We start from the raw sequence: 12,830 nt of genomic DNA, 5'->3' as shown, positions 1-12,830 counted from the left end.
GCCAGCGCCCCGCTGCATCGCTGCAGCGGGGCGCTTTTCATTGCGCGACGATTTTCGACAACACGGAAAAGGCGGCGCCCGTCTGCGATGCTTCCAGCAGCAGGGTCAACTCCGTATAAGTGCAGATGATGTTGATCAGGTTGATGCGGTCCCACGCCAGGCGCCGCAGGATGGCGTGATACACGCCAGGCGTATAGCAGGTTTCGGGCGCCAGGTGCAAGGTCACGGCCGTCACCCGCTCCAGGCGCGCCAGTTCCTGCTCGTCGCCGAAAACCTCTTCCACCAGCGCATGCAGCTCGCGGCTGCAGATCACCATCACCTCGTTGACGCCGCGTGTCACCGTGATGAACGTGCCGCGCTGGGGTGCGGCCAGCGCCAGCAACTGACGCTGGCAGGCATACGTCTGGTCGGAATAGCGGTAAGTAAAAATCATTAATTCGCTGCGCGTGGAAAGTTCGCCCGCGCGGTGCGCCAGCACGATCTCGCCGTTTTTCTGCTGCGGCATCCTCTCGGCCAGGCGGCGCAGCGCCATCACCACGGCGGCTTGCCCCACCGGCTTCCACAAATCAGTCTGCAATTGCGGCTGCAGCTGGCGCGCCAGTTCCGACAAGTTGAGCAAGCCCCGGCCCAGTCCCTCGCTGAGAAACGCCGATTCCATCACGATCTGTTCCACTTTGGTCGCTATCGAAAGCATAGTTCTTCGGGCCGGTGATTCCGGTGCACGCACCAGTAGCCGGCAACCCTTTCTAAAAAAAGGATGCACTGCGCCAGCGGCCACGCCGGGCGGCGCGGTCGGACTCGCTGAAAAGCCCCCGTCGCAGGGGGAGGAGCCGGATAGCGGCGGCTAGGAAGGCGGATGCAGCATGAATGCGGCTCCAGAGGGGAAATGGCTGAAACCAACAGCAGAAAATAGAACTGATGTCATGTGAAACTCCTGATTTTTTCCCGATGCGCTGTATCTGGACGCGGTCATTGCCGCGTGCGCTTTTTTTGTTTTCGCGTGCGCCACTGGGGACAACGCGAAGACCTAGTGTAGATCGCAATATTTAGAAAATGCAACAGTGTTTTTCCAACAGAACACGTCATTGATGGGACTGGTCCAAAACAAAATTTGCAGCTTGCGATACATCAAACTTTGCAATGATGCAGCGCCAATAAATGTTCAATTCTTAACAAAAATTCGCGTAGTGACCCATTTCTTGAATTTTTTGACATGGCGATCTCGACAAGTTTAGTGTCCCCCTACCCGGCGTCATGCCACCACAAAACGGCAGACTATCCGCCAGCCGCCAGGCACGCCGGGGTGGCCATCAGGCATCGCGGCCAGCTCATTCACCATTTCCTTAACCGATACCATGGAGCAGAAATGAATTTACGTTTGACGATAGTTGCCGCATCCATCGCCGCCCTGCCGCTGATGGCCACCACTGCCGATGCCGCCACGCCGCTGCCACACACCCTGATGGCCGCCCCGGTTACCCTGGCCTCTCCACAAGAGAACGCCAGCTTGGTCGACAAGCTTGCCACGCAGGCGCGCAGCCGGGGCCTGAATACCGAACATGGCTTTGCCGTCGGCGCCCAGCATCCGGGCGTCAGCGGCACGCGCGTGAGCCGCGTACAGCACACCTACAAGGGCTTGCCCGTCTTCGGTTCCGAGACGGTGGTGGTCAGCAACAGCGCCGGCGACATCGTCAGCGAATCCGTGTCGGACCGCGCGTCGGGCCTCGGTAGCGGCGGTGTCAATGCCGTCACCCGCAGCGCCACCACCGATATCGACACCACGCCGGCCGTCAGCGCTGCCGCCGCCATCGCCGCCGCCGTGAAAAGCATCGGCGTGCCGGCCGTCGACCATGTGCCGCCGCATGCGCAACTGCTGATTTACCCCGTGATGAAAACGGTGCGCGTGGCCGGCGCCGAGAACAAGTCGGAAGCCGCGCTGAACGCCCTCGACGTACAGGACGTGGTCGACCACTACGAGCTGGCCTACCTGGTGCAGACGCGCATGATCAGCGGTAACAAGCCCGTTTACTATGACACCGTCGTCAGCGCCAAAGATGGCCGCATCCTGCGTCAATGGAAAGCCCTGAAAACCGTCGCCGGCATCGGCAACAGCCAGTACAACGGTCAGGTCCCGCTCAACACCACGCTCACGGGCAGCACCTACACCATGAAGGACCCCAGCCGCGGTACGGGCGGCAGCTTCGGCGGCATGGCCATCACGAATGCCAACCACGGCACCACCTCGGGCAGCGTGTACAGCAGTACCAGCAATACCTGGGGCGACGGCCAGCAATACATCAACGGCGGCAGCACCACCAATGCCAACGGCCAGACGGCGGCCGTGAACGCGATGTGGGGCTTGATGAACACCTACGACACGCACAAGAATGTGCTGGGCTGGTCCAGCCTGGACGGCAACAACACGGCCACCCACATCGCCGCACACGTCAACACGGCCTACGACAACGCCTATTACGACAGCAGCTGCAAGTGCATGTACATCGGCGATGGCGGCAGCTCGTTCAACAACCTCGGTTCCATCGACGTGATCGGCCATGAAATGGGCCACGGCATCACGGACGCCACCTCGGGCCTGATCTACTCGCAGGAGTCGGGCGGTTTGAATGAGTCGAGCTCGGACATCGCCGGCGAAATGGTCGAAGCGTATGCGCGCGCCGGCGGCACCGGCACCACGATTCCCAACACGGGCAACGATTGGATGACGGGCAAGGAAATCGCCAAGAATGGCCAGCCGCTGCGCTGGCTGTACAAGCCGAGCAAGGATGGCAGCAGCCCGAATGCATGGAGCAGCACCATCAAGAACCTCGACGTCCACTACAGCAGCGGCCCGAACAACCGCATGTTCTACTTTCTGTCGCAAGGTTCGAACTCCACGTCCAGCAGCGACTACTACAGCTCCTACCTGAACAAAAGCCCGCTGGCCATGACCGGTATCGGCAGCGACAAGGCTTACCGCATCTGGTTCAAGGCAGCCACCACCAAGTTCACTTCGTCGACCAACTACGCCGATGCGCGCAACAAGGTGCTGCTGGCCGCCGAAGAACTGTATGGCGTGGGCAGCGCCGAGGCGACGGCCGTCAAGCGCGCGTATGCGGCCATCAACGTGGGCGCCGACGTCGATGAATCGACCACGGGCGGCGCGGTGACGATCACCAGCCAGCCGGCCAGCATCACCGTCGCACCGGGCGCCACCGCCTCGTTCGCCGTGGGCGCGGGTGGCGGCACGGCGCCGTACACCTACAAGTGGTACCGCAACGGCGCCGTGATCAGCGGCGCCACGTCGCCAGCCTACAGCTTCACCACCGTGGCGGCCGACAACGGCGCCGTCTTCAAGGCGACGGTAACGGATGCCTCCTCGCCCGCCGTGACGGCCACGTCGAACAACGCCACGCTGACGGTGGGCACGAGCAGCGCCACCGAACGCGTGACGAACGGCGGCTTCGAGTCCGGCGCCACGGGATGGAGCGGCACCACGGGTGCCATCGGCACCTTCACGGGCCAAACCGCGTACGAAGGCACGCAGTACGCCTGGCTGGGCGGCAATGGCGCCACGGCCAGCGAATCGCTGACGCAAAGCGTGGCCATTCCGGCCGCTGCCACCTCGGCCAGTCTGACCTTCGCGCTGCATATCGACACGGCTGAAACGGGCAATACCGTGTACGACAAGCTGGTCGTCACCGTGAAGAACAGCGCCGGCACGGTGCTGGGCACCCTGGCCTCGTACTCGAACGTGAACAAGGCGGCCGGCTACCAGATCCGCACCTTCAACCTGATCGCCTACAAGGGCCAAACCGTGCAGATCTCGTTTGCCGCGACCGAGGACGCCTCGCTGCAAACCTCGTTCGTGATCGACAAGGTGAGCCTGGTCACCCAGTAAGCGGTTGAACATGCGGGCAAGCCATCGTTACAAGGGCTTGCCCGCGCATGCAACACCGCACGATTGATTTTTTGGTAATTCCAGTCTACCCTGAGGCAACTCATTGCATCTTGCTGCTGCCGGTACCCGCGACGAATTGAACTTTTTTTGGATTGTTCCCGACCGATGCCTACTTTGACCGCACGCGCCTTCGTCCCTAGCAGCCTGTCTCTGTCTCTGTCTCTGTCTCTGTCCCTGTATGTTTTTGTCGCCCTGCTCACCTGAGCCGACGATGCAGTTCCACCTCCAGGTGCAGGGTCCGGCGGGCAGCCAGGCGCTGGCTATCGACGCCGCAAGCGAGGCCGAGGCGATCCGCGCGGCCGTGCGCGGCGGCTGGCGCGTGCTGGCCGTCGACGATGGCGCTGCGCAGGATGCGGGCGCCGCGCTACGTCCCGGTAAACAGGGCCTGCCCCTGCTGCAATTCAGCCAGGAGTTGCTGGCCCTGCTCGAAGCGGGCCTGAACCTGGGCGAGGCCATGGCCACCCTGCACAACAAGGAAACGCGCCAGGGCGCCAAGGCCACCCTGGCCGCCATCGTGCTCACCTTGCAGCAGGGGCTAAGCTTTTCCGACACCCTGGCCGGCTTCCCCGACATTTTCCCCGACATTTACATCGCTACCGTGCATGCGGCCGAACGCTCGGGCAACCTGCCCGAGGCGCTGGCGCGCTTTGTCGGCTACCAGCTGCAATTCGACGCCATCCGCAAAAAACTCATCTCCGCTGCCATCTACCCGTGCATGCTGCTCGTCGTCGGCGGCCTGGTAACGCTGTTCCTGCTCGGTTACGTGGTGCCGAAGTTCAGCGTCGTCTACGAAAGCTCGGGCCGCGAGATTCCGTGGATGTCGCAAATGCTGCTCGGCTTTGGCCAGACCCTGGCCGCGCATCCGCTGCTGTGCGCCGGCGCACTGGCCGCCGCGGTTGGCGCCGTGGTCTTTGGCATAGCCAATGCCGGCGCGCGCCAGGCCCTGGTCTTGCGCCTGCTGCGCCTGCCCGTGCTGGCCGGGAAGGCGGCGGAGTTCCGCCTGGCCCGCTTCTACCGCGCTCTGAGCTTGCTGCTGCACGCGGGCATCCCCCTGCACAAGGCGCTGGCCATGGTCGGTCCCATGCTGCTGCCGGCGCAGCAGGAGCAACTGGCGCAGGCGCGCCGCGCGGTACAGGAAGGCATGCCGTTTTCCACCGCACTGGAACACGCCAACATGGCCACGCCGGTGGCGCAATCGCTGCTGAAAGTAGGAGAGAACACGGGCCGCCTGGGCGACATGCTGGAACGTTCGGCCAAGTTCCACGACGAGGAATTCGCGCGCTGGGTGGACTGGGCGTCGCGCCTGCTCGAACCGCTGCTGATGACCATCATCGGGGTCGTCATCGGCGGCGTGGTGGTGCTGATGTACATGCCGATCTTTGAACTGGCCGGGAGCTTATCTTGAAGTTCATGTCATGAACGCACGCGACGAAGAGCGCACCGTGCTCGATGCGGCCATGCTGCGCCGCGCCCATGCCAGCGCGCTGGAACAGGGCCGCCCGCAGATGGCCGTGCTGCAGGAAACGGCAGCCTTGCCACCCGAAGTCTTTTTGCGCCAGCTGGCCGCCCTGTTCCGCTACCCGGCCTGGACGATGGCCGAGCTGCAGGCCGCCTTGCCCGCCTTTGCCCTGCTGCCCTACACGGATTGCGCCCAGCGCGACTGCGTGCTGCTGCAGCCGGGCGCCCCCGGCGCGCCGCCCGTGCTCGTCATCAGCAACCCGTTTGCCGAAGACCTGCTGCAGTGGGCCGACTTCGCCCTGTCCACGCCCTTCACGGTGGCGTTGGCCCACCCGGACGACCTGGCCGCCTATTTGCTGCAGCAGGAAAGCGTGCAGCAGGCGATGCAGGAGATGCAACACGGTGATGATGTGCCGGGACTGGACCAGAGCATCGAAGACATCTCGCTGATCCGCATCAGCGAAGACAGCAGCCCGGTAGTAAAACTGGTGAACTCCACCATCTACGACGCGCTGAAATTCCAGGCCAGCGACATCCACCTCGAATGCGACGTGGCCAGCCTGGTCATCAAATACCGCGTCGACGGCGTGCTGGTGCAGGCGGGCCAGGTGCAGGGATTGGCGATGGCCGAACAGATCATCTCGCGCATCAAGGTCATGGCCGACCTCGACATCGCCGAACGGCGCATCCCGCAAGATGGCCGCTTCAAGGTGCGCGTAAAAGGAGCGGAGATCGATTTTCGCGTTTCCATCATGCCCAATATCTTTGGCGAGGACGCCGTGCTGCGCCTGCTGGACCGGCGCGCGCTGACAGAGGCGGCGCAAGCGCTGCGCCTGGAAAGCCTGGGCCTGAACGAGGATGCCATTGAGCAGATACGCCGCCTGGCCGCCAAGCCGCACGGCATGCTGCTGGTGACGGGGCCCACGGGCTCGGGCAAGACCACCACCCTGTACGCCGCCATCACGGAAATCAATACGGGGCGCGACAAGATCGTCACCATCGAAGACCCCGTCGAATACCGCTTGCCGCGCGTGCTGCAGATACCCGTCAACGAAAAGAAGGGGCTGACGTTTGCGCGCGGCCTGCGCTCCATCCTGCGCCACGATCCCGACAAGATCATGATCGGCGAAATCCGCGATGACGAAACGGCGCAGATCGCCGTGCAGGCGGCGCTCACGGGCCACCTGGTATTTACCACCGTGCACGCGAATAATGTGTTCGACGTGGTGGGCCGCTTCCTGCACATGGGCGTCGATGCCTACAGCTTTGCGGCGGCCCTGAACGGCATCGTGGCGCAACGCTTGCTGCGCCTCAATTGCGCCCATTGCGCCATCGACGCCAGCGCCGAGGTGCTGGCCGATGCGCAGCAATTGCGCGACAGCGGCCTGGCCCTGCACCAGGTACAGGACTGGCAATTCATGGCCGGCAAGGGCTGCGGCCATTGCCGCGGCACCGGCTACAAGGGCCGCAAGGCAGTTGCCGAAGTGCTGATGCTCAGCGATGCGATGCGCGAAATGATTTGCACGCGTGCGCCCCTGAGCCAGATGAAGGAAGAAGCGGCGCGCAACGGCTTTCGCCTGGCGCGCGAAGCGGGCCTGGACCTGGTGCGGCGCGGCGAAACCACTCTAGCGGAGCTCAATCGTGTCACTTATTGAACGTGTTACCCGCGCCACCCTGTGCCTGCACCTGGCACCGCACGGGCTGCACGGCATGCTGCGCCGCGCCGGCCGTCCCTTGCCCGACAGCGCCTTCCACCTGCCCATCCTGAACCCCGACGCCAGCTGGGAAGTGGCGCTGGCCGCCCTGCGCGGCTGGCTCGAACAGGATGGCGGCAAAAAATTGCCGCTCGCCGTCAGCCTGGCCAGCCGCTGGTGCGCCATGCTGATGGTGCCGTGGAGCGGCGCCCTGCTCGACCGAACCAGCGCACAGCGCTTCCTGCATAGCCAGTTCGCTGCCGTGTACGGCGATGGCGCGCGCGCCTGGCGCCTGGCTACCGACGATGCGCCTTACGGCAAGCCGCGCCTGGCCTGCGGCATCGATGCGGCCCTGCTGCAAGGCGTGCAGGAGGCGCTGGCAGCACATGGCCGGCGCTGCCTGTCCATCGAACCCCTTGTCGGACCGGCCTGGCGCAGCATCGCCGGCGGAAAACCTGCCGCCTTCGCCCTGGTGGAAGCGGGACGGCTGCTGCTGGCAACGACCAGCGGCGGGCGCATCACGGCCTTGCACAGCCAGTCCTGCGGCGCCGCCTGGGGCGAGGAACTGGATCGGGCCTGGCGGCGCTGGAACTTGCGCGCGCCGCAGCTCGACGCCATCGAGCACGTGGCGCTGCTCGACTTGAGCGGCGTGCCGCAGCATGCCCTGCCGGGGCGCTTCCAGCCCATACCCGTGGCCGGCGCCGCCCACCTGATGCGGGAGGCACCATGGGCCTGAGCCGCCTGGAATTCCTGCCGCCCGGAGCAAAGCAGACCTTCGAGGGCTGGCGCATGGCCCTGTGCCTGGCGGGCGGCTTGATGCTGCTGCCGGCCGCCGTGTACTGGCTGGTGCAGGCGCAGGAAACGCGGCGCCTGGAAGCGCAACTGGCGCAGCTGCAGCCCACGCGTCCCGTGCGTACGCCCCTCTCGGCGAGTCAGCAGCGTGAACGCGACCTCGAACTAAAACAGGTGGCTGCCGCCGTGCGCCAGCTTAACCTGCCCGTCACGCGCCTGGTCAAGACCGTGCAGCCGCCGCGCGACGTGCACGTGGCCCTGCTGGGACTGGACCTGAACGCCCAGCAGGGACAGGATGGCGCCAGCGTCCTGAAAATCGCCGCCGAGGCGGAAACGCCGCAGGACATGCTCAACTACCTGGCCTTCCTGAACCAGCAACCCATGTTCAGCGCCGTGTATCTGCTCAAGCACGAGATGAACGCCAACACGCCGGAACACCCCTACCGTTTTCAGCTGGAGGCGCAATGGCGGCAATAAAACCTGTGTTGAAAACCAGCGCACCCGTGGCCCGTCCACGCCAGCAACTGCGCCTGCCCCCGCGCCTGCAATGGGAGGCGCAGCGGCTGTGGCGCACCCTGGGCTGGCCTTGCGCCATCGGCGCGGCCGGCCTGGCGCTGGCCGCTTTCGCCGTGCAGCAGGGCGATGCCTTCGACGCGCGCCAGCAGCAATTGACGGCAAAACTGGCCACTGCGGCCAGACAGTCGGCGCTGCCGCCGGCGGCCGTCACGCTCGATGCCGATGCGGACAGCCTGGCCGCCTTTCACGCCTACCTGCCCGCGCATGACAGCATTCCCGAACAGTTGAAGGCATTGCTGGAGGTGGCGCAAAAGAGCGGCGTCACTCTGGCCAAGGCCGACTACAAGCCGCAGGAAGACGGCAACACGGCCTTTTTGCGCTACCAGATCACCCTGCCCGTGAAGGCCGAATACGCGCAGCTGCAAACCTTTATCGTCGATGCCCTGCAAGCGCTGCCCACCCTGACTCTCGACTCCGTGCTCTTCAAGCGCGAACAGATCGAAGCGGGCGAGATCGATGCGCGCATCCAGTTCATCCTGCTGGTGAAGAAGGCGGAGGTACGCCCATGAAAAAAGCCGTACTGGGAGCCGCCGCCGTGGCGACCTTGCTGGCCGCCCTCTTCGCCCCCGAGGACGAGGGTAGCATCGTGGGGCCGGCTACGGCCACCACGCGACAGGTGGAGCGTGTGGCGGTCGCGCCTCTCGCTGCAGCCAACGCCGCTGCGCAAACTGATCGCGCGCTGGCCATCCATCCACGTCGTGCGCTCGACGACGAGGAGGCGGCCACCCTGTTCGCCAAGCAAAGCTGGCAACCGGAAACACCGAAAAAAATCATGCTCGACCAGCAGGCGGCGCAGGCCACGCGAACTGTCGCCGCCGTCGATGCGAACGCACCGCCACCGCTGCCCTTTCAATTCCTCGGCCGCTTTGTCGATGAAGGCAAGGCCGCCTACTTCTTGCAAGCCGGTGATCGCAACGTGGTAGCGCGCCCCGGCGACACGCTCGAAGAGCGTTACCGCTTCGACGGCGTGGTGCAGGGCGCGCTGCAATTTACCTATCTGCCGCTCAACCTGAAACAAACACTCGCCGTAGGGGACCTCAATTGAAACGACGCGCCGCACGTATGTCAGGCACCTTTGCCCTGCTCCCTCTGCTATCCCTGCTGGCCGCCTGCGCCGGCAACCAGGCGTATAACGACGGCCAAGCCATGCTGGGCGCGGGCCGCACGGAACAGGGCCTGGCCCTGCTGGAACAGGCGGCGCAAGCCGAGCCGACCAACGCCAAGTACCGCATCGCCGTCACCAATGGGAAAATGCGCGCGCTGAACAATCTCAATGGCCGCGCCGAAGCGCTGCGCCTGCAGGGCAAGCTGCCCGAAGCGCAAGCGCTGTACCAGCAAGCGCTGGCGCTGGACGCCAGCAACGACGTGGCGCAACGGGGCCAGGCCGGCGTGGCGCAGGATGAACGGCACCGCAAGCTGGTGCAGGAAGCGCAGGCCAACTACCAGCGCGGCGGCGAAGCGAATGTCGCGCAAGCGCAGGAAGCCTTGCGCCAGGTGCTGCAGGAGCGCCCCGCGCAGCGCGAGGCGCTGGCCCTGAAAAGCCGCATCGGCGATGAGCAGGCGAAGGCACGGCCGGCCGGCGGCAAGCTGGCCGCCGCCTACAGGAAACCAGTCACCCTCGAGTTCCGCGACGCGCCGCTGCGCTCCGTGTTTGACTTCATCAGCAAGGTATCGGGATTGAACTTCGTCTTCGACAAGGAAGTCGATCCGGCCCTGCGCGCCACCATTTCCGTGCGCGACACCAGCATCGAAGAGGCGATTGCCATGCTGCTGGGCGCCAATCAGCTGGAACAAAGCGTCACCAGCGACAAGTCGATCACGATCTATCCGAATACGCCGCAAAAGGTGAAGGATTACCAGCAGCTCGTGGTGCGCACCTTCTTCCTCGCCAATGCCGATGTCAAGACGGTGGCATTTTCCATCAAGACCCTGCTCAAGGCCAAGGATGTCGTCACCGACGAGCGGCTGGGTATCATTATGCTGCGCGACACGCCGGAAATGGTGCGCATGGCCGAACGCATCATCAACGTGCAGGATCTGGCCGACCCGGAAGTGATGCTGGAAGTGGAAGTGCTGGAAGTCAAGCGCACGCGCCTGATGGAACTGGGCGTGCGCTGGCCCGACCAGGCCAGCCTGACCTTGGCCGGTGTCGGCAGCGGCTTGGGCGGCCTGAAGGTGGCGGACCTGCACCGCATCAATGGCGACAATATCAACCTGGGCATCGGCGGCGTCACCCTGAACGCCAACAAGACGGACAGCGACAGCAATATCCTGGCCAACCCGCGCATCCGCGTGCGCAACAAGGAAAAGGCCAAGATCCTGATCGGCGACCGCGTGCCCGTCATTACCGTCACGACGAATAACGGCGTCAGTTCCGACAGCGTCAACTACATCGACGTGGGCCTGAAACTGGACGTGGAGCCGAACGTCTACCTGGACGACGAGGTAGCCATCAAAATCAACCTGGAAGTGTCGAACGTCGTCAAGGAAGTGATCAGCAAGACGGGCACGCAGGCTTACCAGATCGGCACGCGCAGCGCTTCCACGGTGCTGCGCCTGAAGGATGGCGAGACGCAGGTGCTGGCAGGCTTGATCAGCGACGAAGACCGGGGCACGGCCAACAAGGTGCCGGGCGTGGGCGAACTGCCCGTGCTGAACCGCCTGTTTGGCAGCCAGAAGGACGACGCCATGCGCAGCGAGATCGTGCTGTCGATCACGCCGCGCCTGCTGCGCAGCATCCGCCGCCCGGACCTGATGACGGCCGAATTCAACTCGGGCACCGAGGCATCCGTGGGCGGCCGCGCCAGCGTCAGCGGCAGCACTGAGGCTATCGCCGCGCCCGAGCAGGCCGTGCCGCGCACCGGCTCGCCCATGACGGGCGGCGACGAAATGCCAGCCGCCGGCGACAAGGCCAGCGCCATGCCATCGGCCACGGTCAAAGGTGGCCAGTGAAACCACGCGGCTTTACTTTCATCGAACTGATGATCACCCTGGCCATCATGGCGACCCTGGCCACGGTAGCCGTGCCGATGGCGCAGGTGGCGCAACAAAGGGCGAAGGAACATGAATTGCGCAGCGCCCTGATAGAGATACGCGAGGCCATCGACACCTACAAGCGCGCCTCGGACAATGGCCGCATCAAGCTGTCACTGGGGGGATCCGGCTATCCGAAAGAACTCGATGAACTGGTCGATGGCGTGCCCGACCAGCGCAGCCCCTCGAAGCAAAACATCTATTTTTTGCGCCGCCTTCCGCGCGACCCGTTCCAGCCCAGGGAAGAAGGCAGCGCCGCCGACAGCTGGAGCAAGCGCGCCTATGCCTCGCCGCCCGATAATCCCAGCGAAGGCGAAGACGTATTCGACGTCGCCTCGCGCTCGACCAAGGTGGGCCTGAACGGCGTGCCGCTCAATCAATGGTGACCCCCATGCCCTATTCATCCCTGCGGCGCGGCTTTACTCTGGTCGAACTGCTGGTGGTACTGGCGATCATCTCGCTGCTGCTGACGATTGCCATTCCCCGCTATTTCGGCTCGGTGGAAAAATCCAAGGAAGTCGCCTTGAAGGAAAACCTGCAAGTACTCAGGAGCGGCCTGGATAAATACTATGCCGACAAGGGCGAGTATCCGGCCGCGCTGGCCGACCTGGTGACCCACCATTACTTCCGCAGCGTGCCGCTGGACCCCGTCACGGAGTCCGCCGCCACCTGGCAGCTGATCCCTTCGCCCAATGGCGAAATCGGCGGCGTGGCCGACGTGCGCAGCGGCGCCAAGGGCAAGACGCGCGAGGGTATCCCGTTTGAACAGCTCTAGTTTTCAACCCCGCGCACGGGGCTTTGCGTATATCTGGACCCTGATGCTGGTGGCCTTCATGGGCGTGGGCCTGGTGCTGGCCAGTGAGCTATTTGCCACGGCCGCGCGGCGCGAGAAGGAGCGCGAACTGCTGTTCATCGGCCACGAATTTCGCAATGCGCTGGGCCGTTACTACGACAGCACGCCGGCCGACGGGCGGCCCCGCTATCCCTTGGCCTTGCAGGAATTGCTGCGCGACCCGCGCTACGCCAACGCACGGCGGCACCTGCGCCGCGTGTATGCGGACCCCGTCACGGGAAAAACGGAATGGGGCGTGTTGCGGCAGGAGGGACGCATCGTCGGCATCCATTCTCTATCGCCACAGATCCCCATCAAGCAGGACAATTTTCTCGACGAAGACGCCAGCCTGCGCCGCAAGCAGCGCTACGCGGACTGGCAATTCACGTATCCGCACGACCTGGTGCTGGCCCCGCCCGATGCCGCCGGCGGCGCGCCTGGACTCAAGCCGAAAGGCGCAAACTGATATCATGCCCGCATTCCATAT

The 12,830-nt window shown here is 64.4% G+C and carries 12 protein-coding genes; 11 read left to right on the top strand and 1 reads right to left on the bottom strand.

The window, feature by feature from the left end; genetic code table 11:
• Window positions 1-37: 37 nt before the first annotated feature.
• Window positions 38-694, bottom strand: coding sequence for a hypothetical protein (locus ACP7DE_RS10075; RefSeq protein ID WP_426071970.1), 657 nt, complete (start codon window positions 692-694; stop codon window positions 38-40).
• Between the two features lie 672 nt (window positions 695-1,366).
• Here ACP7DE_RS10075 and ACP7DE_RS10070 point away from each other — a divergent pair.
• The 11 genes from ACP7DE_RS10070 (at window position 1,367) to ACP7DE_RS10020 (ending at window position 12,809) form a co-directional block, all read left to right on the top strand.
• Window positions 1,367-3,898 carry a M4 family metallopeptidase gene (locus ACP7DE_RS10070; protein WP_426071969.1) on the top strand — a complete coding sequence of 844 codons (2,532 nt, stop codon included), beginning with the start codon at window positions 1,367-1,369 and terminating at the stop codon, window positions 3,896-3,898.
• 271 nt (window positions 3,899-4,169) lie between these two features.
• Window positions 4,170-5,363: a type II secretion system F family protein gene (locus ACP7DE_RS10065; protein WP_426071968.1), complete on the top strand. Its 1,194-nt coding sequence runs from the start codon at window positions 4,170-4,172 to the stop codon at window positions 5,361-5,363.
• A gap of 10 nt (window positions 5,364-5,373) precedes the next feature.
• Window positions 5,374-7,071, top strand: a complete 1,698-nt coding sequence (locus ACP7DE_RS10060; protein ID WP_426071967.1) for a GspE/PulE family protein — start codon at window positions 5,374-5,376, stop codon at window positions 7,069-7,071.
• A complete protein-coding gene (locus ACP7DE_RS10055; protein WP_426071966.1) occupies window positions 7,058-7,846 on the top strand; it encodes a hypothetical protein in 789 nt (262 codons plus the stop codon). The genes ACP7DE_RS10060 and ACP7DE_RS10055 overlap by 14 nt, the downstream gene beginning before the upstream one ends.
• Window positions 7,837-8,379, top strand: a complete 543-nt coding sequence (locus ACP7DE_RS10050; protein ID WP_426071965.1) for a hypothetical protein — start codon at window positions 7,837-7,839, stop codon at window positions 8,377-8,379. Before ACP7DE_RS10055 ends, ACP7DE_RS10050 begins: the two co-directional genes overlap by 10 nt.
• Window positions 8,367-8,987 carry a type 4a pilus biogenesis protein PilO gene (gene pilO, locus ACP7DE_RS10045; protein WP_426071964.1) on the top strand — a complete coding sequence of 207 codons (621 nt, stop codon included), beginning with the start codon at window positions 8,367-8,369 and terminating at the stop codon, window positions 8,985-8,987. Before ACP7DE_RS10050 ends, pilO begins: the two co-directional genes overlap by 13 nt.
• Complete coding sequence (locus ACP7DE_RS10040) at window positions 8,984-9,523, top strand: hypothetical protein (RefSeq protein ID WP_426071963.1); 540 nt, start codon at window positions 8,984-8,986, stop codon at window positions 9,521-9,523. Before pilO ends, ACP7DE_RS10040 begins: the two co-directional genes overlap by 4 nt.
• Before the next feature lie 17 nt (window positions 9,524-9,540).
• On the top strand, window positions 9,541-11,430 hold the full coding sequence (locus tag ACP7DE_RS10035; protein WP_426071962.1) for a secretin and TonB N-terminal domain-containing protein: 1,890 nt from the start codon (window positions 9,541-9,543) through the stop codon (window positions 11,428-11,430).
• Window positions 11,427-11,897, top strand: coding sequence for a type II secretion system protein (locus ACP7DE_RS10030; protein WP_426071961.1), 471 nt, complete (start codon window positions 11,427-11,429; stop codon window positions 11,895-11,897). The genes ACP7DE_RS10035 and ACP7DE_RS10030 overlap by 4 nt, the downstream gene beginning before the upstream one ends.
• A 5-nt stretch (window positions 11,898-11,902) precedes the next feature.
• Window positions 11,903-12,286 (top strand): type IV pilin protein, encoded by a 384-nt coding sequence (locus ACP7DE_RS10025; protein WP_426071960.1) that lies wholly within the window; start codon window positions 11,903-11,905, stop codon window positions 12,284-12,286.
• Window positions 12,273-12,809 carry a type II secretion system protein gene (locus ACP7DE_RS10020; RefSeq protein WP_426071959.1) on the top strand — a complete coding sequence of 179 codons (537 nt, stop codon included), beginning with the start codon at window positions 12,273-12,275 and terminating at the stop codon, window positions 12,807-12,809. Before ACP7DE_RS10025 ends, ACP7DE_RS10020 begins: the two co-directional genes overlap by 14 nt.
• The last annotated feature ends 21 nt before the right edge of the window (window positions 12,810-12,830 follow it).

Source organism: Janthinobacterium sp. DSP2-3-3, from assembly GCF_049897325.1.
GTDB lineage: Bacteria > Pseudomonadota > Gammaproteobacteria > Burkholderiales > Burkholderiaceae_D > Janthinobacterium.
This window is presented reverse-complemented; position numbering and strand designations above follow the sequence as displayed.

Excerpts from the sequence above, each read along its gene's own strand:
- ACP7DE_RS10075 (WP_426071970.1), bottom strand. The coding sequence starts at position 694 with ATGCTTTCGATAGCGACCAAAGTGGAACAGATCGTGATGGAATCGGCG.
- ACP7DE_RS10070 (WP_426071969.1), top strand. The coding sequence starts at position 1,367 with ATGAATTTACGTTTGACGATAGTTGCCGCATCCATCGCCGCCCTGCCG.
- ACP7DE_RS10065 (WP_426071968.1), top strand. The coding sequence starts at position 4,170 with ATGCAGTTCCACCTCCAGGTGCAGGGTCCGGCGGGCAGCCAGGCGCTG.
- ACP7DE_RS10060 (WP_426071967.1), top strand. The coding sequence starts at position 5,374 with ATGAACGCACGCGACGAAGAGCGCACCGTGCTCGATGCGGCCATGCTG.
- ACP7DE_RS10050 (WP_426071965.1), top strand. The coding sequence starts at position 7,837 with ATGGGCCTGAGCCGCCTGGAATTCCTGCCGCCCGGAGCAAAGCAGACC.
- pilO (WP_426071964.1), top strand. The coding sequence starts at position 8,367 with ATGGCGGCAATAAAACCTGTGTTGAAAACCAGCGCACCCGTGGCCCGT.
- ACP7DE_RS10040 (WP_426071963.1), top strand. The coding sequence starts at position 8,984 with ATGAAAAAAGCCGTACTGGGAGCCGCCGCCGTGGCGACCTTGCTGGCC.
- ACP7DE_RS10035 (WP_426071962.1), top strand. The coding sequence starts at position 9,541 with ATGTCAGGCACCTTTGCCCTGCTCCCTCTGCTATCCCTGCTGGCCGCC.
- ACP7DE_RS10025 (WP_426071960.1), top strand. The coding sequence starts at position 11,903 with ATGCCCTATTCATCCCTGCGGCGCGGCTTTACTCTGGTCGAACTGCTG.